A 25,178-nucleotide genomic window follows, 5' to 3' on the forward strand; every position below is an offset into this window, starting at 1 on the left:
CTGGTCCGGCGCGCCGTCCGGACCAACCCCGATCCGGACTACGATCGTTGACCCGCAGGCAACGACGGAGGTGCTCCGGTGCTGGAGCGGTACGAGGTCGAGACGTTCCTGACCCTGGCCGAGGAACTGCATTTCGGGCGGACCGCCGAGCGGCTGCGGGTGAGTACCGGCCGGGTCAGCCATGTGGTGCGCAAGCTGGAACGCCGCATCGGCGCGCCGCTGTTCGAGCGGACCAGCCGGGTCGTGCGGCTCACCCCGATCGGCGCCCGCCTGGCTGAGGAGATGCGCCCGTTGGTGGCCGGCATCGAGGCGGCTGTGCAGCGGGCCGTCGACGCCGGGCGCGGGCTCACCGGTGAGCTGCGGGTGGCGTACGTGGGTGAGTCGACAGCTCCGGTGCTGCTGCGCGCGGTGGCCCTGTTCACCGAGCGCCACCCGGACTGCGAGGTGCACGTGCACGAGGCGCCGCTGGCCAGCACCCGGTCGAGTCTGCTGGACGGCACGATCGACGTGCTGATCGCCTCGTACCCCTTCGACGGCATGGCGAACGGCCCGGTGCTGCTGCGCGAGCGCCGGGTGCTCGCGGTGGCCGCTGATCATCCGCTGGCGGCCGAGGAGTCGGTGTCGCTGGAGGTGCTGGGCGACCATCCGGTGGTGCAGTACCCGGCGGTGACCTCGGCCGCGTTCAAGCAGGACCGCACGCCGGACCGCACCCCGTCCGGCCGCCCGGTGCCGAAGGGCCCGGTGGGCGGCAGCTTCTCGGAGATGCTGGCGCTCGTCGCGATGGGGCGCGGGGTGCTGCCGGTGGGCGAGCAGGCCCGGCAGTTCTACGCCCGCCCGGACGTGGCCTACGTGCCGATCCACGACGCGCCGCCGATCTGTCGCGGTCCGGTGTGGCCGGCCGGGAACACCACGTCCCGGGTACGTGAGTTCGTCCGCGCGGCTGCTGACGCCAACCCGCTGCCGCCGGACTGACCTCGTCGTACCCGGCTGGCACCATCGGCGGGATGCGGGACGAGATCCGGGCACTGGTCGAGGAACTGCCACCGGGTGACGAGCTGGAGGCGCGGCACCGGGAGGCGGCGCTGGCCTGGCTGGCCGCCACGGATGACATTTTCCGCCGGGTCAAGCCGCGTACGCCGTCGCCGCACCTGGTCGCGTACTTCCTGCTCCGCGACCCGGCCGACGGCGCGGTGCTGCTTGTCGACCACCGCCTGGCGGGGATGTGGCTGCCCAGCGGCGGGCACGTCGAGCCCGGTGAGCACCCGGCCTACACGGTGCGCCGCGAACTGCGGGAGGAACTGGGCGTGGCGGCGGTCTTCGCGCCGCCGTTCGGCGAGCGCCCGGCGTTCCTCACCGTCACTGAGACGGTCGGCCCGCCCGAGCACCGGCACACCGACGTGAGCCTCTGGTACGTGCTGTCCGCCGACCGTGACCAGCGGTTCACGCCCGATCCGGTGGAGTTCGCGGGCATCCGCTGGTGGACGCCGGCCGAGGTGAACGAGGCGCCGACCGGCACGATCGAGCCGCATCTGGGCCGGATGCTGACCAAACTGGCGACAACGACGCCTTGACCCGTCCCCTGCGGCAAGGCCCAGCGTGACCGGTGCCGGTCGCGGTGACCGGCACGAGGAGCGCGAGGGAGGCACGGTGCGACTGCTGACCATCGGCGCGTTCGCCCGCGCGACCGGCCTGAGCGCCAAGGCGCTGCGCATCTACGACGACTGCGGGCTGCTGCCCCCTGCTGCTGTGGACCCGCACTCGGGCTACCGCTACTACGCGCCGGAGCAGGCGGACCGCGCACGGCTGATCGCCGGGCTGCGCCGGGCCGGGATGCCGCTGGCCGAGATCCGTACCGTCTGCGGCCTGCCGCCCGCTGCCGCCGCCGAGGCGCTCGACGCCTGGTGGCGGCGGGTCAGCGCGGACACCGCGGCGCGCGGCCGGGCCGTCGCGCTCCTCGTCGACAGGCTCAGCGAGAGGGGCACCACCATGTCCGAGACCACCTTCCGGTACGCGACGGGCTGCGAGACCGGCACGGTCCGCGACTCCAACGAGGACACCGCGTACGCGAGCGCGGCGCTGCTCGCGGTCGCCGACGGCGTACGCGGTCCCGCCGGGTCCACTGCCAGCGCGGCGGCGGTGGACGCGCTGCGGCCGTTGGAGCAGGCGGACGCGTCGGGGGCCGATCTGCTCGCCGCGCTTGCCGACGCGGTGAACCGGGCCGACCGGGCGGTACGCGCGCACGCCACCGACGCCGACCAGCCCGCCACCACGCTCACCGCGCTCGTGCGACGTGGCACCCGGCTCGCGCTGGTGCACGTCGGGGACAGCCGGGCGTACCTGCTGCGCGGCGGCGAGCTGTCCCGGCTCACCCAGGACCACACGTACGTGCAGACGCTCGTCGACCAGGGGCGGCTCACGCCGGCCGAGGCCCTGGCGCATCCGCAGCGGGCGTTGCTGGCCCGGGCGCTCGGCGCGGGCGCGGAGGTGGAGGCGGACCTGGCGCTGCGTACCGCGCTGCCCGGCGACCGCTACCTGCTCTGCTCCGACGGCCTCTCCGCGGTGGTGGACCCGGGCGCGCTGCACGCCGCGCTGGCCGAGGCGGACGATCCGGCGGCCGCCGTCGAGCGCCTGGTCGAGCAGGCGTACGCGGCCGGCGCGCCGGACAACATCGCCTGCGTGGTGGCCGACCTGGCGGCGTGATCCCCCGCGACCCGGGCCGGGATGTCCGGCCCGGGTCGTACCCTGGCGATCATGCGAATCGGCATCGTGATCCTGCCCGACCAGCGTTGGTCGGAAGCGCGTCGGCGGTGGGCCCAGGTGGACGAGTGGGGCTTCGACCACGCCTGGACCTACGACCACCTGGGCTGGCGTGACCTGGTCGACGGACCGTGGTTCGACTCGTGGACGACGCTCACCGCGGCGGCCGGCGTGACGTCCCGGGTGAAGCTCGGGACGCTCGTGGCGTCGCCGAACTTCCGGCACCCGGCGGCGTTCGCCAGGCAGGTGACCGCGCTCGACGACGTGTCGGACGGCCGGGTGCTGCTCGGCCTCGGCGCGGGCGGCATCGGCTTCGACTCGGCGGTGCTCGGCGGCGAGACGCTGCCGCCCCGGCAGCGCGTGGACCGGTTCGCCGAGTTCACCGAGCTGCTCGACCTGATTCTGCGGGAGGACGGCACGACCTGGCGCGGGGAATGGTTCACCGCCGTGGACGCGCGCAACAACCCGGGTTGCGTCCAGCAGCCCCGGGTGCCGTTCGTGATGGCCGCGAACGGTCCCCGCTCGATGCGGCTGGTCGCCCGGTTCGGGCAGGGCTGGGTCACCACCGGGCTCGGCGGCGACGACATCGAGGCGTGGTGGGGCACGGTGGCGGAGTTGTCGGACCGGATGACCCGGACGCTGGAGCAGGCCGGCCGTGACCCGGCGACGCTCGACCGCTACCTGTCGCTCGACTCCGCGCCGGTGTTCTCGCTCACCAGCGCCGACTTCCTCGCCGAGCAGGTGGCCCGGGCGGCCCGGCTGGGCTTCACCGACGTGGTGACGCACTGGCCCCGGGCCAGCAGCTGGTACGCGGGCGACGAGGCCGTGCTGGTGGAGGCGGCGGCGCTGCTGCCGGAGCTGCGCCGGGCCGGCTAGGTGCCGACGCTGCCCTCGGTGGAGACCAGCCGGAACCGGAGGCAGACGATCCGGGTGTCGTCGGTGACCGGGGTGCGCTGCCGGGCCCAGTAGGCGCCGTGGCCCTCGCGCCACTCCTCGATCGACCGGTCGCCCTCGCCCTCGGCGCGGGCGAAGTCCCATGGCACGTCGGCGAAGCGCACCACCTCGACGCCGGTGACCTCCACGACGCCGACGAGCGCGTCGTTGTCGTCGACCAGGACCAGTCGCTCGCCGACGTACTCCAGTTCCTCGTTCTCGTCGTCGTACTCCTGGACCAGCCCGGCGGTGGCGGTCTTCGCGCCGGAGAGGACGAGGGTGTTGAGCCGGGTACGCAGCTCGCCGGGCGTGCCGAGGGCGAGTGCGCGCAATCCACCGATGCGGGGCCACATGCCGCCGACGCTACGGCATGCTCCGCCACCGCCGACGGGCTCACGGCAGGTCGGCGCCGGTGAGCAGGGCGCGCAGCCTGAGCCGTGCGGCGACCTCGGGCGGGCAGGTCGCGACCAGTGCGGCGGCCCCGATCAGGCCGGCCCCGGCGTCCCGGACGACCCGGCGCAGCGCGTCCAGTTGCGCGCCGGTGTCGACCCAGTCGTCGACGAGCAGCACCCGGTCGCCGGGGTTCAGCCGCCGGCCGTCCACGCCGACCCGCAGCCGCCGTCCCCGGTAGTCGGGAGGCGTCTCGGCCCAGCGCGTCGGCCCGGCCCGGCGTCGCTCGCCGCCGTCCTTGTACGCGGGCAGGAAACCGGCTCCGGCGGCGACCGCCACCAGTGGGCCGAGCAGCAGCCCGGTCACCTCGGGGGCGATCACGACGGTCGGGCGGTCCTCGGGGAACAGCCCGGCCAGGGCCGGCCCGACCTGGGCGAGCACGTCGGGGTCACGCCACCAGCCGGAGATGTCGCTGACCAGGTGGGTGCTGCCCGGGCCGGGGTCGATCCACTCGAACAGCTCGACCAGGCGACGACTCAGCACGTTTCCATCCTGGCCGATCGGTGGGCCGTTCGGCCGATCGACAGTGGCGTGATCGGCTACACGTACCAGGGTAAATGCGGGCATAGCACCATGATCACGTTGACTTCGGAAGTGCTTCTCTCGTTACGGTCCGGGCCGGTTTGTTCAGTTGACGAAAGGACCGGGCCGGTGGCTGCTAGGCACCTTCGTACCCGCAAGTTCTCCTCGCCCGCCGCCATCGCCGCGACCGCGGCGGTCGGCGTGGCGCTCGCGGTCGGCGGTACCGTCGGCGCCGTGCGGCTCACCTCCGCCGAGCCGCCCGCCGAGCCGGCCGTGGTTGAGACGCTGCCCAGCACGCCCGCCCCCACGTCGGCCGCCCCCTCGCCGAGCGCGTCCGCCTCGCCGAGCGCGAGCCTCAGCCCGTCGCCGAAGGCCACCCCGAGTCCGAAGGCGAGCCGCACCCAGGCGGCCTCCCGCAGCAAGGCCCGGACCGCCTCCCCGTCGCCGACGGCGAAGAAGACGAGCAGCCCGAAGGTCGTGGACAGCGGCTCCTGCGGCGCCTCCTTCTACGCCGAGGGCCAGATGACGGCGAACGGCGAGACGTTCAACCCGGACGCGCTCACCGCCGCGCACAAGACGCTGCCGTTCAACACCAAGGTCCGGGTGACCAACCCGGCAAACGGCAAGTCGGTGGTGGTGCGGATCAACGACCGTGGCCCGTTCATCGACGGCCGGTGCCTGGACCTGTCCCGCGCCGCGTTCGCGACCATCGCCGCCACCAGCCTCGGCCACGTGAACGTCCGGTACGAGGTGCTCGGCTGACCGGCCAGTCGGGCAGAACTTCCACGACCGACGGGCCAGGTTCATTCTCCCGTTCACGTCCATCAGGCATGCTGTCGGATGTACGCACGCAACCCTTCCAGCCGGGCCGAGGCCCGCTGAGTCCCGGATCCCGCGCCGGTCTCGGCGCGGCCCTCGCGCTGCTCGCGATCGTGGTCGCGGTGGAGCTGGCTGACGGCCGCCCGGCGCACTACCTCGCGCTGATGGTCGTCGCGCCGCTCCTCGCGGCGGCACTGGCGTCCTGGCGGGTGGTGCTCGCGGTCGGCGGCCTGGCCACCGCCATCGGGATCGGCTTCGCGGTCGCCGAACGGGGTAGCCCGCTGGTGACAGTGGTCAACGTGACAGCCGTCGGGGTGGCCACCGCTATCGCTGCTGCCACGGCGGCGATACGCCAGCGCCAGGCGGACCGGATCGCGGAGTTGTCCCGGCTCGCCTCGGTCGCCCAGCAGGCGGTGCTGCGACCGCTCGGCCCGCAGGTCGGCACGCTCGCGGTGGCCGCCCGGTACATCTCCTCCACCGCGACGGCCGAGATCGGCGGCGACCTGTACGAGGTGATGGACACCCCGTACGGCGTCCGCATGATCATCGGTGACGTACGGGGCAAGGGACTGGACGCGGTCCGCCTGGCCAGCATCGTGCTCGGCTCCTACCGGCACGTCGCGTACGAGCGGGCCGACCTGCGCGCCGTGGTGACCGACCTGGATCGCGCGGTGGCCCGCAACGTCGGCGACGAGGACTTCGTCACCGCCGCACTGATCGAGGAGCGCGGCGGCACGCTCACCATCGTCAACTGCGGGCACCCCTCGCCGTTGCTGCTGCGCCGGGGTGCGGTGATCCCGCTGGAGCCGCCCGCGCCCGCGCCCCCGCTCGGCTTCATGCCCGTGGTCCGGCCCCGGGTGGAGCGGCTGGAACCGGGCGACCGGCTGCTCCTGTTCACCGACGGGCTGGGCGAGGCGCGCCGGGACGGCGAGTTCTTCCCCACCGCCGACCGGGCCTGGCGGCTGCTCGGCCACGGCACCGTCGCGGACGGGCTGGCCTCGCTGGAGACCGCCCTGGTCGAGTGGGTGCACGGCCGGCTCGACGACGACATCGCGCTGGTCCTGATGGAGTACGTCGGGCCGCGCAGCACCACCGCCACCCCGGTTCCGAGCTGGGAGGTCGGCGCCGCCGACTGATGAACGGGAAGTGTGTAATCGCTGTCACTTCCGAGATCGGCTTGTCGTTGCCTACCGGTGAGTAATACAGTCTGGAGTTACTGATCGGTAACACCTGTCCGGGAAGCGGGGCCAGCGAGCATGACCCACTACAAGAGCAACGTGCGGGACCTCGAGTTCAACCTGTTCGAGGTCTTCGGGGCGGACCGGACGTTCGGCCAGGCGCCGTACACGGACCTGGACGTCGACACCGCCCGTAGCTTCCTCTCCGAGGTCGACCGCCTCGCCCGCGAGGACCTGGCCGCCAGCTACTCGGACAGCGACCGCAACCCGCCGGTCTTCGACCCGGCGACGTTCACGGCGCCGCTGCCGGAGTCGTTCAAGAAGTCGTACAAGGCGTTCATGGACTCCGAGTTCTGGCGCCTGGACCTGCCGGAGACCCTGGGCGGCACCAACGCCCCGCGCGCCCTCTGGTGGTCGCTCGCCGAGCTGGTGCTCGGCGCCAACGCCCCGATCTGGATGTACGCCTCCGGCCCGTCCTTCGCGCACGTGCTGCACGTCGAGGGCACCGAGGAGCAGAAGAAGTGGGCCCGGCTGTTCATCGAGAAGCAGTGGGGCTCGACCATGGTCCTCACCGAGCCGGACGCCGGCTCCGACGTGGGCGCCGGCCGTACCCGGGCGATCCAGCAGCCGGACGGCTCGTGGCACATCGAGGGCGTGAAGCGCTTCATCACCTCCGGTGAGCACGACCTGAGCGACAACATCGTCCACTACGTGCTGGCCCGTCCGGTCGGCGTCGAGGGCGTCGGCGGTCCGGGCACCAAGGGCCTGTCGCTGTTCGTCGTGCCGAAGTACCACTTCGACGCCGAGACCGGCGAGCTGGGCGAGCGCAACGGCGTCTACGCGACGAACGTCGAGCACAAGATGGGCCTGAAGGTCTCGAACACCTGCGAGGTGACCTTCGGCGAGCACGGCGTACCGGCCAAGGGCTGGCTGCTGGGCGAGAAGCACGACGGCATCCGCCAGATGTTCATGATCATCGAGTACGCCCGGATGATGGTCGGCACCAAGGCGATCGCCACGCTCTCCACCGGCTACCTCAACGCCCTGGAGTACGCCAAGAACCGGGTGCAGGGTGCCGACCTCGTCCAGATGACCGACAAGACCGCCCCGCGGGTGACCATCACCCACCACCCGGACGTGCGCCGCTCGCTGCTGCTGCAGAAGTCGTACGCCGAGGGCCTGCGCGCGCTGGTCTGCTACACCGCGAGCTGGCAGGACAAGGTCGCGATCGCCGAGGCGGCCGGTGACGAGAAGGCCACCAAGCTGGCGAAGCGCGTCAACGACCTGCTCCTGCCGCTGGTCAAGGGCGTCGGTTCGGAGCGGGCGTACGAGCTGCTCGGCCACGAGTCGCTCCAGACCTACGGCGGTTCCGGCTTCCTCCAGGACTACCCGCTGGAGCAGTACGTCCGGGACGCCAAGATCGACACCCTGTACGAGGGCACCACCGCGATCCAGAGCCTCGACCTGATCTTCCGGAAGATCGTCCGGGACAACGGCAAGGCCCTGATGGCGGTCGCCGCCGAGATCCAGGAGCACATCGCCTCCGAGGCCGGCAACGGCCAGCTCAAGGAGGAGCGTCAGGCGCTCGGCAAGGCGCTCGCCGAGATCCAGAACATCCTCGGCGTGATGACCGGCTGGCTGGGCGAGGCCCAGGGCGGCGACACCCGCGCGCTCTACAAGGTCGGCCTGAGCAGCCGCCGGTTCCTGCTGGCGATCGGCGACCTGGTGGTCGGCTGGCTGCTCCAGAAGCAGGCGGACGTGGCTCTGAAGGCGCTGGCCGGCGAGGTCTCCGCGGCCGACAAGTCCTTCTACACCGGCAAGGTCGCCGCGGCCCGGTTCTTCGCCCGCGAGGTGCTGCCCCGCATCGGCGCCGACCGCCGGATCATCGAGGGCACCGACCTGGAGATCATGGACCTCCCGGAGGAGGCTTTCTGAGCCCTTCCGGGGGCTTTCACCCCTGACACGTCACTCTCCCCCTCATGACGACGGCCGGCGGGCACCAGCCCGCCGGCCGTCGTCGTGCGTGCGCCCGGGTGGATAGGCGGCCCGGTGGCGGGTAACCGTCGCGGACCACGACCGGAGTACGCCCAAGGCCATCGCACGGGGGAGTGCAGCGCACATGGGCATTGGTAGCGCCATCTTTCTCATCGCGCTCGGCGCGATCATGACCTTCGCCATCCGGGCCAACGTCTGGTGGATCGACCTGCGCGCGGTCGGCTGGGTGTTCATCCTGGCCGGGCTGGGCGTTCTGCTGACCACGCTGTGGTTCTGGCAGGACCGCCGCAAGCGGGCCCGCACGCTCATCGTGGAGGAGAACCGGCTCTCGCATCCGACAGCGATGATGCCGCCGCCGCCCGACCCGCCGCCGCCGACCGCGCCGCCGTCCTGACGCCGCGTCTCAGCGGCCGATCCGGTCCAGTTCGGCGAGGTCGTCGCCGGAGAGGGCCAGCCCGGCACCGGCGACGTTCTCGCGCAGGTGCGCGACGGACTTGGTGCCGGGGATCAGCAGGATGTTCGGCGAGCGCCGCAGCAGCCAGGCCAGGGCGACGCCCATCGGCGTCGCCCCCAGGCGTTCCGCCACCGCCGACAACGCCGAGGACTGCAACGGCGTGAACCCGCCGAGCGGGAAGAACGGCACGTAGGCGACGCCCTGCCGGGCCAACTCGTCGATCAGGTCGTCGTCGCCGCGGTGGGCCAGGTTGTACCGGTTCTGCACGCAGACGATCGGCGCGATCGTCTGCGCCTCGGCCACCTGCTCGGGCGTCACGTTGCTCAGGCCGAGGTGGCGGATCAGGCCCTCCTGCCGGAGCGCGACGAGCGTCTCCAGCGCCTCGGCGAGCGACCCGGGCTGCGGCCCCGTGGCGTCGCCGAGCCGCAGGTTGACCAGGCCGAGCGCGTCCACGCCTAGCGTCTCCAGGTTCTCCCGGACCTGCCGGCGCAGGCTCTGCGGATCCCGGGCCGTGGGCCAGCCGCCCTGCTCGTCCCGGTCCGCGCCGACCTTCGTGACGACGTGCAGCGACTCCGGGTACGGGTGCAGCGCCTCCCGGATCAGCCGGTTGGTGACGTACGGCCCGTACGCCGCGCTGGTGTCGATGTGGGTGATGCCGAGTGCGACCGCCTCGCGCAGCACCGCCAGGGCGCCGTCATGGTCGGCCGGTGGTCCCATGACCCAGGGGCCGGCGAGTTGCATCGCGCCGTAGCCGAACCGGGTGACGGTCAGGTCGCCCAGCGTCCAGGTGCCGCCGGGAAGGGTGGTGCGGGCCATGCGTGTACCTCTTGGCTCTCGTCGTCCGTTACGCGACGCCGCCGGGTCGCGGCGCCGACCTCCACTATCGGGGTGTAACTTTCTGCTGGGAAGTAGGCACCTAAAAGTGCGTAGCTCACCGGACGGCAGGAGAGGGCGGCAGGAGCAGAGATGAGCAAGGCGGAGTACGACGCGTTCCTGGCCCAGTGCCCCAGCCGGCAACTACTGGACCGGATCGCCGACAAGTGGGTCACGCTGGTGCTGGCAGCGCTGCGCAGCGACGGCTCGCACCGGTTCGGTGCCGACTGCGCAGGTGTCCCGCGCCCGATGCGCTACTCGGAGCTGTCCCGCACGCTCGCCGGCGTCAGCCAGAAGATGCTCACCCAGACGCTGCGCGCCCTGGAACGCGACGGCCTGGTCACCCGCACCGTGGAGCCCACGGTGCCGGTCACAGTCACCTATGAGCTGACCGCGCTCGGGCTCTCGCTGCTCAAGACGATCCAGGGCCTGAAGGTCTGGGCGGAGACGCACATGGACGACGTGCTCACCAACCGGGAGGCCTACGACAGCCGGGTCTGAGTCGTACCGGTCAGGCGCGGGCGGTGTGGCGGGCGGTGAGCGGCGCGCCGCCGAGGGCCAGCTCGGCCCACCGGGTCGTCGGCCGGTGCACCACGAGATCGGTGGTACGCAGCCCGTCCGGGTCGGCCCGCTGCGGGTCGAGCAGCGCCGAGAGCAGCGAGACACCAGGGTTGTGCGCCACGAGCAGCACCGTGCCGGCCGTCGGCTCGACCGTCCGGACGAGGGCCAGCAACTGGTCCGGGTGCGCGTCGTACGCGGCCGCCTCGTACCGCACCGCCGGGCGCGAACCCGCCGGGCCGCCCTCCGGTGGCGAGCCGGTCATGCCCATCGCCACGTCGTGCCAGGTCTGCCGGGTGCGCCGCGCGGGCGAGCAGAGCACCACGTCGGGAAGCAGCCCTTGCCGGGCCAGCCAGGCGCCGGCCGCCGCCGCGTCGGCGTGGCCCCGCGCGGTGAGCGACCGCTCCGCGTCCGGGCCGTCCGCGGACTGCTCGGCTTTGGCGTGCCGCAGCAGAACCAGCGTCCGCTGCCCGTTCCTGCCGTCCGTCATACCGCCCAGCTTGCCTGATTGACGATCGAAGCGCCTGGGTATGTCGATGTGTGCCGCTACCTCATCCATGGCCGCGGCGGGCAGGAAACGCCAGCAGGACGCCAAGGAGGCGACGTCATGGGCATCGGTGCCAGCATCTTCCTCATCGCGCTCGGCGCGATCTTCGCGTTCGCCATCGACGCCGATCTGGGATGGCTGAACCTCAACGTGGTGGGCTGGGTGCTCATGCTCGCCGGCGTCGCCGGCCTGCTCACCACGCTCTACTTCTGGAACAGCCGCCGCCGGGTCGTGGCCGCCCCGGTCCGCGAGCAGGTGGTCGCCGAGCCGGTGGTGCCGGTGCGCGACGACCGCGTGGTGCGCGAGGAGTACCGCGAGGTGCGCCGCCCGGGCTCGGGCTACCCGGCCTGACCCCCGAGAACCCGAGGGCCCCGCAACGGTGCGGGGCCCTCGCGCATGTCCGGGGTCCGCTCGGTCAGGCGAACAGTGCGAAGTAGATCGCGATGTGGTGGCAGATCGCCGCGACGAGCGTGCAGGCGTGGAAGAACTCGTGGTGCCCGAAGACTGTGGGCCACGGATTCGGCCGGCGCAGCGCGTAGAACACCGCGCCCACGCTGTAGATCGCGCCGCCCACGCTCAGCAGCACCAGCGCGGTGACGCCACCGGAGTGCAGGATCTGCGGCAGCATGGCCACCGCGACCCAGCCGAGCGCCAGGTAGAGCGGGGCGGAGACCCAGCGCGGCGCGTGCGGCCAGATCAGCTTCACCGCCACGCCCGCGATCGCGCCGCCCCAGACCAGGCTCAGCATGATCGTGGCCTGCCGGTTGTCCAGCAGCAGGGCGCAGAACGGTGTGTAGGTGCCGGCGATGAACACGAAGATCATCGAGTGGTCCATCCGGCGCATGATCTGGTAGCCGCGTTCGGTCCAGACCCGCCGGTGGTAGAGCGCGCTGGTGCCGAACAGCCCGCACACGGTGAAGCTGTAGATCAGGCAGCTCACCAGCGGCGCCCAGCCGGGACGGCCGGCGGCGATCGAACACAGCACGATGCCGCAGACGAGAGCGGCGAAGAACGCGTACGCGTGCAGCCAGCCGCGCATACGCGGCTTCCCGATGTCGGCCGGCCGGAGCCGGAACGGTGCGGAGGTCGTCACAGCAATAGGTTACGACGGCGTAGGTTACTTGCAAGTAGTGTGGACCGTCACCTCACTCGACGGGAGGATGACCGGATGCGGATCCGGCCGGTGGGGGCGCACGCCCTGCTCCTCGACTGTGACGACGCGGAGCAGGCGCAGGCGTGGGGGGCCGAACTGTGGCACCGGCGTGAAGCGGGCGAGCTGACCGCCACCGAGATCGTCCCCGGCGCGGTCACCGTGCTGCTCGACGGCGTACCGGACCCGCAGGCAGCCGCCGCGCGGATCGCCGCCTGGCACCCCCGCACCGCCGCCTCCGGCGCGGCCACCACCGAGGTCCGGGTACCGGTCGTGTACGACGGCGAGGACATTCCGCTCGTCGCCGGCCACTGGAACGTCGACGTGCCCGCAGTCGTCGACCGGCTGCGGCGTACCGAGTTCCGGGTCGCGTTCTGCGGGTTCGCACCCGGGTTCGCGTACCTGACCGGGCTGCCGCCCGAGCTGGCGGTGCCCCGGCTCGCCACGCCGCGTACCCGGGTACCGGCCGGCTCGGTCGCGCTCGCCGGCCCGTACGCGGGCATCTACCCCGCCGCGTCACCCGGTGGCTGGCTGCTCGTCGGCCGCACCGATCTGCCGCTGTTCGACGTGCACGCCGACCCACCGGCCCGGCTCACCCCCGGCACCCGCGTCCGCCTGGTCGACGCGTCGTGATCGAGGTGCTGCGGGCCGGGGCGCTCACCACGGTCCAGGACCAGGGCCGGCCCGGCTGGGCGCACCTCGGCGTACCCCGCTCCGGCGCGCTCGACCCGGCCGCCCTGCGCCTGGCCAACCGGCTCGTCGGCAACGACGAGCATGCGGCCGGGCTGGAGATCACCGTGACCGGCTGCACGCTGCGCTTCACCCGGGCCGTGGCGGTCGCCCTCACCGGCGCGCCGGCCGACGTGGTCGTCGAGTGGCGGGCCGGATCCGCACGGCGGCGCCCGGGGGACGTCGGACGGCCGCTCGCGCTGCCCGCCGGTGCGGTGCTGCGCGTCGGACCGGCCCGCGCCGGGGTGCGGACCTGGCTCGCGGTCAGCGGCGGGATCGCTGTCGAACCGGTGCTCGGCAGCCGCGCCACCGACACGCTCTCCGGCCTCGGACCGCCGCCGCTGCGCGACGGGGACCGGCTGCCGATCGGCACCCCGGCCGGCCCACCCGCACCGGTCGACCTCGCCGTCACCCGGCCGGTCCCGGACGAGCTGCGGCTCACGGTGCGCCCCGGCCCCCGGCAGGACTGGTTCACCCCGGAGGCGCTGGACGTGCTGTGCCGCACCGCGTACACGGTGAGCCCGGACAGCAACCGGGTCGGCGCCCGGCTCGCCGGCGCGGCAGTGACCCGCGCGGTCGCCGGCGAACTGCTCAGCGAGGGCCTGGTGCTCGGCGCGGTGCAGGTCCCGCCGGACGGCCGGCCGCTCGTCTTCCTGGCCGACCACCCCACCACCGGCGGGTACCCCGTCATCGGGGTGGTGGACGACGTGACCCCGCTCGCCCAGGCCCGGCCAGGCACTACGGTGACGTTCCATGGACCTCAACGCTGACCTGGGCGAGGGATTCGGAAGCTGGCGGCTGGGCGACGACCACGCGCTCCTCGACCTGATCAGCTCCGCGAACGTCGCCTGCGGCTTCCACGCCGGCGACGCGGCCACCATGCACCGGGTCTGCGCCGGCGCCGCCGAACGTGGCGTCGCGGTGGGCGCGCAGGTCGGCTACCGGGACCTCGCCGGCTTCGGCCGGCGGCACATCGCGTACGACTTCGCCGAGCTGCGCGACGAGACGATCTACCAGCTCGGGGCGCTCGACGCGTTCTGCCGCCTGTACCGCACCCGGGTCCGCTACCTCAAACCGCACGGCGCGCTCTACCACGCGGCCGCCCGCGACGAGGGCCAGGCCGCCGCGCTGGTGGCGGCGATCAGCGGGTACGACCACGAGCTGCCGGTGCTCTGCCAGCCCGGCACCGTGCTGGCCCAGCTCGCTGCGGGCGCCGGGCTGCGGGTGGTGGCCGAGGGCTTCGCCGACCGCAACTACCTCCCGAACGGCACGCTCGTGCCGCGCAGCTCACCGGACGCGCTGGTGACCGACCCGGAGCAGGTGGCCGTCCGGGCGGTACGGATGGCCGTCGAGCGCACGCTGGTCGCCGTGGACGGGACTGTCATCCCGGCCCCGGTCGAGTCGATCTGCCTGCACGGGGACACGCCGGGCGCGGTGCGGTGCACGGAGCTGGTACGGGCCGCGCTCATCGACGCGGGGGTCACGCTCACTCCGTTCGCGTGAAAGGAAGGGCCCCCTCTTAACGCCTCCGGTAGAGGAAGGGGCCCTTCTTAACACGCACCGTCAGGCGTCCATCCCGCGCAGGACCAGCGGCACGCGGGTCGCGCCGCCGGTGACCACCCGCACCGGCACGCCCCAGTCCTGCCGGGTCAGGTGGCAGGCCGCGTGCTCGACGTCGGCGTCGCAGGTCGCCGCCTGGGCGGTCACCTGGAGCACGCCCTGCGCCACGTCGCCGCTGACCACCAGCTTGCGGGACAGGTCGGTGGTCGTGCCGGCACCCTCGACCAGCAGCTCCGGCGGGGACGCCGAGATCACGAGCCGGGTGGACGGCCCGTACGTCTCGTCGAGCTTCTGTCCCGGCGCCGGCGTGAAGATCACATCGAGCGTCAGCTCCCCGGCCGCCACGTCTGTGGGCTTGCGTTCCAGCCGGTGCCGGGGGCCGTCCACCGTGTTGGCCCCGGCCGACGTCAGCGCGCCCGGCGCCAGCCGGGTCAGCCGGTGCGCGGCCGACTCGACCACGAGCACGTCGCCCTCGCCGGTGAGCACCAGGTCGCTCGGCTCGGCCAGCCCGTCCGCCACGGTGCCCACCTGGCCGGTCTCCGGGTCGAAGCGGCGCACCGCCCCGTTGTACGTGTCCGCGATCAGCACCGAGCCGTCGGGCAGCGCGCACACGCCCAGCGGGTGCTGGAGCAACGCCTGGTCGGCCGGGCCGTCGACGTGCCCGAAGTCGAACAGGCCCTGACCGACGGCGGTGTGCATCTCGCCGTCGGAGACCCACCGGATCGCGCTGGTCTCGCTGTCGGCCACCCAGAGGCGGGAGCCGTCGGCCGAGACCGACAACCCGGACGGCTGGGCCATCCACACGTCCGGCAGCGGGCCGTCGCGCAGCGCCTCGACAGTGGTCCCGGCGTACATGCCGGCGGTCCGCTTGATCGGGTCGAACCACCAGAGCTGGTGGATACCGGCCATCGCCACGACCACCCGGTCGTCGTACCAGGCCACGTCCCAGGGGGAGGAGAGGTCGACAGCGCGGGCGTCGTGCGCGTGGTCGTCGACAGTCGAGCGCCACTGCCGTCCGGTGCCGGCCACCGTGACCACCTCGCCGGAGGACAGCCGTACGCCGCGCAGCAGGTGGTTGACCGTGTCCGCGACGACCACGTCGTAGCCGGCCACCTCGGCCACGTGCGGCGGCAGCAGGCAGAGCCCCTGCGGCTCGGCGAACGTGGCGGCGGAGGCCGGGCCGTCGGTGCGGCCCCGGGAGCCGGTGCCGATGCGGCGGACCACCGTCTCGCCGTCGGCGGCCAGCTCGACCAGGGAGTGCCGGGCCGAGTCGCTGACCAGCAGGTTCCCGCCGTCGAGCGGCAGCGCCTTGCCGGGGAACCGCAGGACGGTGTCCGGCTCGGCCGGCGGCACGTACGGGCCCTCGCCCCGGTGCAGCGTGCCCTTCGCCTCGTGGCCGGCGATCAGCTCGTCGATCAGCCGGGCCAGCCCTTCGGCATGCCCCTCGCCGGCCATGGTGGCGACCACGTACCCCTCGGGGTCGACCACGGCGAGCGTCGGCCACGCCTTGGCCGCGTACTGCTGCCACATGTCCATCTCGGCGTCGTCGAGCACCGGGTGGTGCACGCCGTAGCGCTCGACGGCCGCGGCCAGCGCCGCCGGGTCCTTCTCGTGCTCGAACTTCGGCGAGTGCACGCCGATCACGACCAGGACGTCGCCGTACTTGTCTTCGAGCGGACGCAGCTCGTCGAGCACGTGCAGGCAGTTGATGCAGCAGAACGTCCAGAAATCGAGCAGGACGATCTTGCCGCGCAGGTCGGCCAGCGTGACGGCCTTGCCGCCGGTGTTCAGCCAGGCCCGACCCCGCAGTTCCGGTGCCCGTACGCGTGCGCTCATGCCCCCATCGTGCCGCACCGGCCGGGCGTGCTCCCGGCGATCCCGGGGTGAACAGACGCACACCGGAACGACGCGGAGCGCCCACCCCGGTGAGGGATGGACGCTCCGCGTACGTGCGGTTACTGGCCGGCGGGCTTCAGGCAGAGCACCCGGGTGGTCCCGCCGCTCTCGACCGAGACCGAGGGCTGCGCCAGATCGGCGCACTTGTCCTTGTTGTCCACCTTCGACACCACGCTGAACGCTCCCGGCTCACCGCAGTCGGCGGCCACGGCGCTCGTGCCGGACTGCTTCACGCAGGAGCCGACCGCCGGGTCGAAGCCGGCCGACTTGTCGTCGCCGACCTTGCCGAGCAGCGTGAGCAGACCCAGCGGTACGGCGAGGATGAGTACCGCCGCGATCAGCACGGCGGCGAGCACCCGGCCGTTGCGCACCTTCGGCGGGGGCGCCTCGGTCTGCGACTCGGCGGCGTCCGGCTTGAACGCGTCGAAGCGGCCCTGCTCCGGCTCGGTGCCGGGCCCGTCCTGCGACCAGGCCGGCGGGGCCTGCTGGGGCGGCGGCGGGAAGGTGTTGCCGCCACCAGCCGGGCCCTGGCCGGGCACCGCGACCGAGGCGCGTCCCCCGGCCGACGGGCCGAACCGGTCCTGCTCGCCGAACGGCTCGGGCCGGCCGGCCGGGCTGCCGAACGGCGCCTGCTGCCCGCCCGGACCGCCGAACGGGTCCTGCTGGCCGGGGCCGCCGAACGCATCCTGCTGGCCGCCCGGGGCGCCGAACGGGTCCGGCCGCCCACCCGGGCCGCCGAACGCGTCCTGGCCGCCGGGAGCGCCATACGGGCTCTGCGGGCCGCCGAACGGGTCACGGGAGGCATCGGGCTGCTCGCCTCCCGGGTGCACGCCGTTGGCGGGACGGGTGTTGCCGGGCGTGTCCACGAAGGACGGCACGCCGACCGGGAACGCCGGCGGCGCGGCGGGCGAGGAGGGCGCTCCGGCATACCCGTGCGGGCCGTCGGCGTCCTCGGACCGCGACTGCGGGCCGGGAAAGCCGTTGCCGTGCGGCCCGTCCTGGCCGGGGAACCCGGACTCGTCCTGCTCGGGAGCCTCGTCGGGCTCCGGGCGGGCGGGCCGCCCGTACACCCGGGGTTGCGGCGCCGGGCCACTGGTCGGCAGCGGCTGGTCGGACGGCGGGGTGACCCGGCTGGCCACCGGGACCGACGCGCTCGCCGAGACCGGGCCGCCCTCCGGGGAGGTACGCGGTCCGGGAACGGCTGGCGACTGCGGCTCGTTCCAGCCGCCGTCGCCGCGCTCCGGCTCGTACCCCTGAGGTTCGGGGCCCGGGTGGTCGGCGGGCGACGACGCGGCCAGCGCGGCGCCCGGCACCCGCTGCTGCTGTGCCGGCAGCGGCACCGCGTTGCCGGGGGAGATGCCCGGCGCGGGCGCGGGCTGGTAGGCCGGGGCGGAGTCCTCGGACCGGCCCCACGCCTCGGCCGGCGACCACGGCTCGGGCGACGGTGCGGCCGCACGCTCGTCCTGGTTGCCGCCCCAGCCGGCGGGCGCGTCGGACGACGGCACGGACACGCTCGCGCGGGCCTCGGCCGGCGCGGCGGCGCCCCAGGCGGGCTGCGCGGGCTCGTCCGACGGCCGCCCGGGCTCGTGCTGCTGCGGTACGGAGGCTGCGCCGCTCCAGGCGCCGGCCTGCTCACCGGAGTCACGCTGCTGCGGTACGGCGGTGTCGTCACCCCAGCCGCCGACCTGCCGGCTCTGGTTCGGCTCCCAGCCGCCCGGCTGTGCCGCCTCGGCGGGGCTCGCGGCGCGCCCGGCGGCCCAGCCGCCGGAGCGGTCCGGGTCCTCGGGGCGGGCCGGCTCGTCCCAGCCGCCGGACCGGTTCTCGGCCTGCGGGGCGGGCCAGCCGCCGGAACGCTGTCCCTCGTCGTGCTGCGGCCCACCGGTCGCGCGCCAGCCGCCGCTGTCCTCGACGGAGCGGTTGTCCTGATCGGACTGCTCCGGAGTGGACCACGCGTTGTCCGGCCGGGCGGCGCCCGGCACGGAGACCGCGGCGGCGGCACGGGCGGGCGGGTCGGCCGGCGGCCAGGTGGCACCGGTCTGCTGACCCGGTGCCCAGGCCGGCTGGCTCTCCCGCGGGTTCCAGCCGCCCGAGCGGTTCGGGTCGTCGGACGCGGCGGGCTGCTCGTCGCGCGGATTCCAGCCGCCGGAGCGGTTCGGGTCGTCCTGCTGCTGTGCGGCGGCCCAGCCACCGGCGCGACCGGAGGCGTCCTCGTGCTGCCCGCCGGTGGGCGCGAAGCCGCCGGAGCGGTGCGGGTCGTCAGCGGGGGCGGGCGTGACCCAGGTCTCGTTCGGCACGGTGGCCGGGGCGGGCACGTAACCGGTGCCGCGGGCGGCCGGGTCACCGGACGGCGACCAGCCCGGCTGCTCGCCGGAGCCCCACCCGGGTCGGTTCTGCTCGGCGGCCCAGGGGGCCTGCGACGGCTCGGCCGGGCTGCCCGGCGGCGTGGCGGCCCAGGCGGGCGGCGCCTGCTCGGCGCCGCGATCAGGGCCGGACTGCTCCTGGTTGCCCCAGGAGGGGCCACCGGAACCGGCCCAGGCGGGGTTGCCCTGGTCGTTGCCGCCCCAGGCGGGCTGCGGGACCTGGGCGGTCGCCCGCCCGGTCACCGGCTGCCCGGCGGGCGGGGCCCACGCGGGTGGCTGGTCGTCGTTCGCGGCCCAGGCCGGGGCCGGCTGCGCGGGCCGACCGGCCGGCGGGGGCGGTGCCCAGCCGAGGTCGGGTGCGCCGTTGTACCCGTTGTCCTGCTGCGCCGGCTGATCGCCGTACGGCACCGGTCCGCCGGTGCCCGGCGACACCTCGCCCGGCTCCTGGCCGGGGCGGTGCGGAGCCTCGGACGTCATGGGTGCGCCTCCTCCATCACAGGTCGGCCGCCGATGCCGGTCGGGGGAACCGTCGGCACGGCTGCCGGCGTCGCCGGCGGGTACCGGCCGTGCGGGCTCCCCGCACCGTATCCGGTGGTCGCCCGAGGCCGCCCGGGGGAGCATCAGCGGTCACCGAAAGTCACCGGACGACGTCGATGGGTTTCGTTGTCCCGCGTCCGTCCGGAGTCAGCCGGTTGGCGACCGTGCCAACCGTACCGGGCGGTGGAGCGAGGTGGAATCCCGGTGCCGACCGACACCGATACGCCGAAGACCCGCCCGGTGCCGGGCGGGTCTTCGGACTGGAGGAGGTGAGAAAGGTCGATGGCGTCAGCTCATGTGACGCTGGGCGATGGCGAGAAGCTCCTCGCGGACCGCGGGCGAGTTGGCGGAGCGCAGCGCGTGCTCGATGGCGCGGGCGCGGCGGTTGGCGTCGCGGCGGGTGCGGATTCGCTCGATCATGCTCATCTCGGGTCTCTCCTCCTGGCTATTCGGTTGTCAGCCCCTTGATGTCTCTATTTAAGCGCACCGGGACGCCCATCGCCATCGATTATTAGGTGAGCTGAACCACGTACCTACGGATCGTAGGTGTTCACGCCCTCAGATCCGACGAATCCGTTCCCAAAAAAGTCACGGCCGGTGTGCCGGGCGTTCACCCGTGGCACACCGGCCGTGACCGGAGCGGTGGTGCGTCAGGTCCAGGCGAGCAGCGCCGCCTCCGGGTCGGCCAGGAAGTCCCCGATGTCGCGGAGGAACTTCGAACCCAGCTCACCGTCGATGATCCGGTGGTCGAAGGACAGGCCCAGCGTGGTCACCAGGCGCGGCTTCACCTTGCCCTTGTGCACCCACGGCTGCTCCCGTACCGCGCCGAAGGCGAGGATCGCCGACTCACCCGGGGGCAGGATGGGCGTACCGGTGTCGACGCCGAAGACGCCGACGTTGGTGATGGTGAGCGTGCCGCCGGACATATCCGCCGGGGACGTCTTGCCCGACTTCGCGGTCTGCACCAGTTCCGTCATCGCGTCCGCCAGCTCGCGCAGCGAGAGCCGCCCGGCGTCCTTGATGTTCGGCACGATCAGGCCGCGCTCGGTGGCCGCCGCGATGCCGAGGTTGACGTACTCCTTCACCACGATCTCGTCGCCGGCCCAGGTCGAGTTGACCATCGGGTGCCGCTTGACGGCCAGGAGCACCGCCTTGGCGACCAGCAGCAGCGGCGAGACGCGCACGTCCCGCCACTCGCGCCGGTCACGCAGCCGGTCCAGCGCCTTCATCGCCCGGGTCACGTCGACGGTCAGGAACTCCGTCACGTGCGGGGCGGTGAACGCCGAGCGGGCCATGTTCTCCGCGGTGAGCTTGCGTACCCCCTTGACCGGGATGCGCTGCTCGCGGTCCGCGCCGAAGCTCGCGGCCGACGCGGCAGGCGCCGCGACCGTCAGCGGCTCGGCCGCCGCCGGGGTCGCGCTCGCCGCCCGCTGTACGTCCTCACGGGTGATCGAGCCGAGCGGACCCGAGCCGGTGAGCGTGGCCAGGTCGATGCCGAGATCCTTCGCCAGCTTGCGGACCGGCGGCTTGGCCAGAACCGGGCCGGAGACCCGGCCGTTGCCGTTGACCGCCGGCGCCGGAGCGGGCGCCACCGGCGCGGGAGCGACAGGCGCGGGTGCCACCGGGGCGGCGGCCTGAATCGGTGCCGCGGCCGGCGCGTCGCCCTTGCGGGGGCGGCGCTTGGCCGGGGCGTTGCGCGGGCCGTAGCCGACCAGCACGGCGGTACGCCCACCCGGGGCCACACCACCGATCAGGCCCGGCTCGACCATGCCCTCGGCCGGCGCGACCTGGACCGCTGCAAGCGACGCTGCCGACGGTGCGGGCAGGTCCGACGCCGGGGTCGCGGTCGTCGACTCCTCGATCGGCCCGGCGTTCGGATCGGTGTCGATCGCGATGATCGGTACGCCGACCTCGACCGTCGACCCCTCCGGGTGGAAGATCGCCTGCACCCGGCCGGCCCACTTCGCCGGGATCTCGACCGCCGCCTTGGCGGTCTCCACCTCGACGATCGGCTGGTTCAGCTCGATGTCGTCGCCGACCTTGACCAGCCAGGCGAGGATCTCGCCCTCGGTCAGGCCCTCGCCCAGGTCGGGAAGGTTGAACTCCTTGATCCGGGACATGCCGCTCACCAGCCGAACGTGCGGTCGACGGCGTCGAGCACCCGGTCCAGGTCGGGCAGGTACTCCTCCTCCACCCGGGCGGCCGGGTAGGGGGTGTCGAAGCCGGTCACCCGCAGCACCGGGGACTCCAGGGAGTAGAAGCACTCCTCGGTGATCCGGGCCGCGATCTCCGACCCGAGACCCAGGTTGCCCGGGGCCTCGTGCACGACCACGCAGCGGCCGGTGCGCCGCACCGACTCGTACGCGGCGGTCAGGTCCAGCGGCGAGATCGTCCGCAGGTCGATGACCTCCAGCTCGCGGCCGTCCTCGGCGGCGGCGGTGGCCGCGTCGAGCGCGGTGCGGACCATCGGGCCGTACGCCAGGACCGTCGCGTCGGCGCCGGGCCGCGCGACCCGGGCCGAGTGCAGCGGGTACGCGTCGGCGATCGGCGCGTCCAGGTCCACCGGACCCTTCTCCCAGTAGCGCCGCTTCGGCTCCAGGAACACGATCGGGTCGTCCGACGCGATCGCCTGCTGGATCATCACGTACGCGTCCTGCGGGTTCGCGCAGCTCACCACCTTGAGACCGGCGGTGTGCGCGAAGTACGCCTCGGGCGACTCGGAGTGGTGCTCGACAGCGCCGATGCCGCCGCCGAACGGGATGCGGATGACCATCGGGATCCGCACCTTGCCCTGCGAGCGGTAGTGCATCTTCGCCACCTGCGACACGATCTGGTCGTACGCGGGGTAGACGAAGCCGTCGAACTGGATCTCGCAGACCGGCCGGAAGCCGCGGATGGCCAGGCCGACGGCGGTGCCGATGATGCCGGACTCGGCCAGCGGGGTGTCGATCACGCGCTGGTCGCCGAAGTCCTTCTGGAGGCCGTCGGTGATCCGGAACACGCCGCCGAGCTTGCCGACGTCCTCGCCCATGATGACGACCTTGGGGTCGTTCTCCAGGGCCCGCCGCAGGCCGGTGTTGAGCGCCTTGCCGAGGGTGAGCGTCTCCGTGGCCATCAGTGCGCGCTCCCCTCGAAGGACTCCATGTACTGCGTGAACCGGGCCCGCTGCTCGTCCAGTTCGGGAGAGCCGTTGGGGTAGACGTGGTCGAACATGGTCACCGGCTGCGGGTCGGGCATGGCGAGCACGCGCTCGCGCAGGTGCACCGACTCGGTGCGGGCCTGCTCGTCGACAGCGGTGAAGAACGATTCGTCGGCGATCTTCTGCTTGGTCAGGAACGCCTTCATCCGGGCGATCGGGTCCTTCGCCTGCCACGCCTCGACCTCGCTGGCGATGCGGTAGCGGGTCGGGTCGTCGGAGGTGGTGTGCGCGCCCATCCGGTAGGTGTACGCCTCGATCAGGCTCGGGCCCTGGCCGTTGCGCGCGTTGTCCAGCGCGTGCCGGGTCACCGCGTACGACGCGAGCACGTCGTTACCGTCCACCCGGACACCGGGGAAGCCGAACCCGCCGGCCCGCCGGTACAGCGGCACGCGGGTCTGCCGCTCCAGCGGCTCGGAGATGGCGTACTGGTTGTTCTGGCAGAAGAACACCAGCGGGGCGTTGAAGACGCTGGCCCAGACGAACGACTCGTTGACGTCGCCCTGGCTGGTGGCGCCGTCGCCGAAGTAGGCGATGACCGCCTCGCCGTCCTCGCCGCCGGTCTTGCCGTCCATGGCGACACCCATGGCGTACCCGGTCGCGTGCAGGGTCTGCGCCCCGATCACGATCGTGTACATGTTGAACTTGAACTCGTTCGGATCCCAGCCGCCCTGGTCGACGCCGCGGAACAGGCCCAGCGGCATGATCGGGTCGATGCCGCGGCAGTAGAGCACGCCGTGCTCGCGGTAGGTCGGGAAGGCCATGTCCTGCGTACGCAGCGCCCGGCCGGAGCCGACCTGCGCGGCCTCCTGGCCCAGCAGACTGGCCCACAGTCCCAGCTCGCCCTGGCGCTGCAGAGCGGTGGCCTCGGCGTCCAGCTTGCGGACCAGCACGAGGTCGCGGTACAGCCCGCGGTACTCCTCGTCGGTGAAGTCGACGCGGTACTCGGTCCCGTCCGGGCCGAGCGCGCTCTCGATCCGCTCACCCTCGGGGGTGAGCAGTTGTACGAGTTCCGGTTCACCGGTCGCGGCGGCGCGCCTGGTGCGGGGTGCGGCCCGCTTGCTGCGGGTGGCGGCCCCGGGGTCGCCCTTTGCCATCCGTCTCTCCCTGTCTGTCTGCGCCGGCGCCGGGGGTTACCCGAGCCGAGCACCTCGTGCGCCCGCCCGGCTGGTGCCGGGTCGGTCCCTGGCGACCGCGCCTGACCCCGGTAGGGGTTGCCGCGCGGCGTGAGCCGGAGTCGGTCGGGGACAGACCCAGGCCCGGGAGCGCCGGCGCCGTTCCGCACCAGCCGCGGGGTACGCGGAGGTGGCGGCTGCGTTGCCGTCGTGTCTGAATGATTGCAGAGGAGGTGAGCGGGCCCACAGTATGGCCTCCCTCGCCGGTGAGGTTCGATCGGGTTCACGACGGATAGGCGCTTTTGTCCGCAGTGGCGGGTGCGGCCGACGTACAAAATGTGTGTCGACACGCGGTTGCGGCTGGTGAACTGAGCGTCACTGGGTCAAGCTTGCGGTGAGCTGTTGCGCGGCATTTGTCCGAATATCCGCGCGTGCTCTTCGTCCGTCCGTGCGTGAGGAGTGTGCCGGTGTCCGAACCAGAGGGTCCGCCCGGTACGCCCTTCCTCGGCCGGCACCGGGCCCTGCCCGCCTCCCCGTACCGCCGGGTCGTGGGCGCGCACCGCGCCCCCGGAACGGGCGGTCCCAGCCGCGGCTACCTGCTCACCGTGGCGTTGCTCGCCGGCACCGCGTCGATGCCGATCCTCGCCGCGATCAGCACCGGGTCGGCCACCGTCGGCAACAGCGCCCTCCCCGACACCAGCACCCCGTTCCTGCCGACCCCCTCGGTCGGCCCGGTGGTCATCCCGATGCCCCAGGGCACCCAGGCCCCGGCGCCGTCCACGCCCACGCCCGCCGTCGACGTGACATCGGTGCCCCCGGCGCGGCCGGTGCTCCCGGCGGCACCGGCCCTGCCCGACGACAGCGACCTCGGCTCCCGGCACCGGTCCCGCCCGGTCGCCGCGCCGCCACCGCCGTCCGCGCCGGTCCGGCCCACCCCGGTGCGCCCGCCGCGCCCGTCGCCGGTGCCCTCACCGTCGCCGTCGCACTCGCCGTCGGACCCGGCCACGCCGACGCCCGAGCCGAGCCCGAGCCCCGAGCCGTCGGTCACGACCGCCGAGCCGACACCCTCGGCAGGTTCGTCCGACCCGTCCAGCCCATCGGATCCGTCCGGTCCCGCCGACCCGTCCGGTCCCGCCGATCCGTCCGGCCCGGCCAGCCCGTCGGTCTCCCACACCTCATGATCCACACCACTCCGGCGTGGTGGTGCAGTCCCGACCGGCTTGATGCCGCCACCTCGCCGAAATGGTGTGGATCAACGGTGTCCGGGTTCATGCCCCTCGTGTCGAGCGGTGCGGTCGGGGGACGTCTGGCCACATGATCGACACCATGACGGCGTGGTGGTGCAGTCCCGACCGGCCCGATGCAGCCACCTCGCCGAGCTGGTGTGGATCAAGGAGGTCCGTGCCATGCCCCACTCGTGTCGGGCCGGGGTGGTCAGGACATGGCAGGCGCATGATCGATACCACTACGGCGTGGTGGTGTGGTTCCGGTCGGCGCGATGCAGCCACCTCGCCGAGATGGTGTGGATCAACGAGATCCCGGGTTCATT

General features: G+C 73.3%; 25 protein-coding genes. 14 read left to right on the forward strand and 11 right to left on the reverse strand.

All coding sequences use genetic code 11. The features are described 5' to 3' along the window. Positions 1-78: 78 nt before the first annotated feature. The 4 genes from ML5_RS00565 (at position 79) to ML5_RS00580 (ending at position 3,633) form a co-directional block, all read left to right on the forward strand. Complete coding sequence (locus ML5_RS00565) at positions 79-972, forward strand: LysR family transcriptional regulator (RefSeq protein ID WP_013473382.1); 894 nt, start codon at positions 79-81, stop codon at positions 970-972. Between the two features lie 32 nt (positions 973-1,004). Next, complete coding sequence (locus tag ML5_RS00570) at positions 1,005-1,571, forward strand: NUDIX hydrolase (protein WP_013473383.1); 567 nt, start codon at positions 1,005-1,007, stop codon at positions 1,569-1,571. A 76-nt stretch (positions 1,572-1,647) separates the two neighbouring features. Next, on the forward strand, positions 1,648-2,700 hold the full coding sequence (locus tag ML5_RS00575; protein ID WP_013473384.1) for a MerR family transcriptional regulator: 1,053 nt from the start codon (positions 1,648-1,650) through the stop codon (positions 2,698-2,700). Positions 2,701-2,721: 21 nt separating this feature from the next. Beyond that, positions 2,722-3,633 (forward strand): LLM class flavin-dependent oxidoreductase, encoded by a 912-nt coding sequence (locus ML5_RS00580; RefSeq protein WP_013473385.1) that lies wholly within the window; start codon positions 2,722-2,724, stop codon positions 3,631-3,633. Here ML5_RS00580 and ML5_RS00585 read toward each other — a convergent pair. Then, entirely contained in the window at positions 3,630-4,043 is a 414-nt protein-coding gene (locus ML5_RS00585; protein ID WP_013473386.1) for an ASCH domain-containing protein, read from the reverse strand. The two genes, ML5_RS00580 and ML5_RS00585, sit on opposite strands and share 4 nt — an antisense overlap. 40 nt (positions 4,044-4,083) lie before the next feature. Continuing rightward, on the reverse strand, positions 4,084-4,623 hold the full coding sequence (locus tag ML5_RS00590) for a phosphoribosyltransferase (protein ID WP_013473387.1): 540 nt from the start codon (positions 4,621-4,623) through the stop codon (positions 4,084-4,086). 168 nt (positions 4,624-4,791) lie between these two features. Between ML5_RS00590 and ML5_RS00595 the strand changes: the two genes are divergently transcribed. From ML5_RS00595 to ML5_RS00610, 4 genes are all read left to right on the forward strand, one after another. Continuing rightward, positions 4,792-5,424: a septal ring lytic transglycosylase RlpA family protein gene (locus tag ML5_RS00595; RefSeq protein ID WP_013473388.1), complete on the forward strand. Its 633-nt coding sequence runs from the start codon at positions 4,792-4,794 to the stop codon at positions 5,422-5,424. A gap of 68 nt (positions 5,425-5,492) precedes the next feature. After that, positions 5,493-6,617: a PP2C family protein-serine/threonine phosphatase gene (locus ML5_RS00600; protein WP_013473389.1), complete on the forward strand. Its 1,125-nt coding sequence runs from the start codon at positions 5,493-5,495 to the stop codon at positions 6,615-6,617. Between the two features lie 120 nt (positions 6,618-6,737). Continuing rightward, complete coding sequence (locus ML5_RS00605) at positions 6,738-8,594, forward strand: acyl-CoA dehydrogenase (protein WP_013473390.1); 1,857 nt, start codon at positions 6,738-6,740, stop codon at positions 8,592-8,594. 184 nt (positions 8,595-8,778) lie between these two features. Beyond that, positions 8,779-9,048 (forward strand): DUF6458 family protein, encoded by a 270-nt coding sequence (locus tag ML5_RS00610; RefSeq protein WP_013283345.1) that lies wholly within the window; start codon positions 8,779-8,781, stop codon positions 9,046-9,048. A gap of 9 nt (positions 9,049-9,057) precedes the next feature. Here ML5_RS00610 and ML5_RS00615 read toward each other — a convergent pair whose 3' ends face one another. Beyond that, positions 9,058-9,924: an aldo/keto reductase family oxidoreductase gene (locus ML5_RS00615; RefSeq protein ID WP_013283346.1), complete on the reverse strand. Its 867-nt coding sequence runs from the start codon at positions 9,922-9,924 to the stop codon at positions 9,058-9,060. Positions 9,925-10,074: 150 nt separating this feature from the next. On the opposite strand from ML5_RS00615, the gene ML5_RS00620 reads away from it, so the two are divergent. Further along, on the forward strand, positions 10,075-10,482 hold the full coding sequence (locus ML5_RS00620; protein ID WP_013473391.1) for a helix-turn-helix domain-containing protein: 408 nt from the start codon (positions 10,075-10,077) through the stop codon (positions 10,480-10,482). 10 nt (positions 10,483-10,492) lie between these two features. On the opposite strand, the gene ML5_RS00625 is transcribed toward ML5_RS00620, so the two are convergent. Beyond that, positions 10,493-11,029: a histidine phosphatase family protein gene (locus ML5_RS00625; RefSeq protein ID WP_013473392.1), complete on the reverse strand. Its 537-nt coding sequence runs from the start codon at positions 11,027-11,029 to the stop codon at positions 10,493-10,495. A gap of 117 nt (positions 11,030-11,146) precedes the next feature. Between ML5_RS00625 and ML5_RS00630 the strand changes: the two genes are divergently transcribed. Beyond that, complete coding sequence (locus ML5_RS00630; RefSeq protein ID WP_013283349.1) at positions 11,147-11,437, forward strand: DUF6458 family protein; 291 nt, start codon at positions 11,147-11,149, stop codon at positions 11,435-11,437. A 64-nt stretch (positions 11,438-11,501) separates the two neighbouring features. Here ML5_RS00630 and ML5_RS00635 read toward each other — a convergent pair whose 3' ends face one another. Continuing rightward, positions 11,502-12,179, reverse strand: coding sequence for a hemolysin III family protein (locus tag ML5_RS00635; protein ID WP_013283350.1), 678 nt, complete (start codon positions 12,177-12,179; stop codon positions 11,502-11,504). Between the two features lie 75 nt (positions 12,180-12,254). Here ML5_RS00635 and ML5_RS00640 point away from each other — a divergent pair, with 75 nt between their 5' ends. Genes ML5_RS00640 through ML5_RS00650 form a run of 3 tightly spaced genes read left to right on the forward strand, consistent with a single transcriptional unit; the run spans position 12,255 to position 14,468 of the window. Beyond that, complete coding sequence (locus tag ML5_RS00640; RefSeq protein WP_013473393.1) at positions 12,255-12,869, forward strand: allophanate hydrolase subunit 1; 615 nt, start codon at positions 12,255-12,257, stop codon at positions 12,867-12,869. Further along, the gene (locus ML5_RS00645) at positions 12,866-13,735 is read left to right on the forward strand and encodes a biotin-dependent carboxyltransferase family protein (protein ID WP_013473394.1); all 870 of its coding nucleotides are present in this window, start codon (positions 12,866-12,868) and stop codon (positions 13,733-13,735) included. Before ML5_RS00640 ends, ML5_RS00645 begins: the two co-directional genes overlap by 4 nt. Next, positions 13,719-14,468, forward strand: coding sequence for a LamB/YcsF family protein (locus ML5_RS00650; RefSeq protein WP_013473395.1), 750 nt, complete (start codon positions 13,719-13,721; stop codon positions 14,466-14,468). The genes ML5_RS00645 and ML5_RS00650 overlap by 17 nt, the downstream gene beginning before the upstream one ends. A 60-nt stretch (positions 14,469-14,528) precedes the next feature. Here the strand turns inward: ML5_RS00650 and ML5_RS00655 are convergent, their stop codons facing one another. From ML5_RS00655 to pdhA, 6 genes are all read right to left on the reverse strand, one after another. Beyond that, positions 14,529-16,361 carry an NHL domain-containing thioredoxin family protein gene (locus ML5_RS00655; protein ID WP_013473396.1) on the reverse strand — a complete coding sequence of 611 codons (1,833 nt, stop codon included), beginning with the start codon at positions 16,359-16,361 and terminating at the stop codon, positions 14,529-14,531. Positions 16,362-16,480: 119 nt separating this feature from the next. Beyond that, complete coding sequence (locus ML5_RS00660; RefSeq protein ID WP_013473397.1) at positions 16,481-19,258, reverse strand: hypothetical protein; 2,778 nt, start codon at positions 19,256-19,258, stop codon at positions 16,481-16,483. A 348-nt stretch (positions 19,259-19,606) separates the two neighbouring features. Continuing rightward, on the reverse strand, positions 19,607-19,744 hold the full coding sequence (locus tag ML5_RS32245; protein WP_013283356.1) for a hypothetical protein: 138 nt from the start codon (positions 19,742-19,744) through the stop codon (positions 19,607-19,609). A 224-nt stretch (positions 19,745-19,968) separates the two neighbouring features. Continuing rightward, complete coding sequence (locus ML5_RS00665) at positions 19,969-21,438, reverse strand: dihydrolipoamide acetyltransferase family protein (RefSeq protein ID WP_013473398.1); 1,470 nt, start codon at positions 21,436-21,438, stop codon at positions 19,969-19,971. Between the two features lie 5 nt (positions 21,439-21,443). Further along, entirely contained in the window at positions 21,444-22,433 is a 990-nt protein-coding gene (locus ML5_RS00670; protein WP_013283358.1) for an alpha-ketoacid dehydrogenase subunit beta, read from the reverse strand. Beyond that, positions 22,433-23,611 (reverse strand): pyruvate dehydrogenase (acetyl-transferring) E1 component subunit alpha, encoded by a 1,179-nt coding sequence (gene pdhA, locus ML5_RS00675; RefSeq protein WP_013473399.1) that lies wholly within the window; start codon positions 23,609-23,611, stop codon positions 22,433-22,435. The genes ML5_RS00670 and pdhA overlap by 1 nt, the downstream gene beginning before the upstream one ends. 485 nt (positions 23,612-24,096) lie before the next feature. Between pdhA and ML5_RS32250 the strand changes: the two genes are divergently transcribed. Continuing rightward, positions 24,097-24,810, forward strand: coding sequence for a hypothetical protein (locus tag ML5_RS32250; RefSeq protein WP_168168207.1), 714 nt, complete (start codon positions 24,097-24,099; stop codon positions 24,808-24,810). The last annotated feature ends 368 nt before the right edge of the window (positions 24,811-25,178 follow it).

Source organism: Micromonospora sp. L5, assembly GCF_000177655.2.
Classification (GTDB): domain Bacteria; phylum Actinomycetota; class Actinomycetes; order Mycobacteriales; family Micromonosporaceae; genus Micromonospora; species Micromonospora aurantiaca.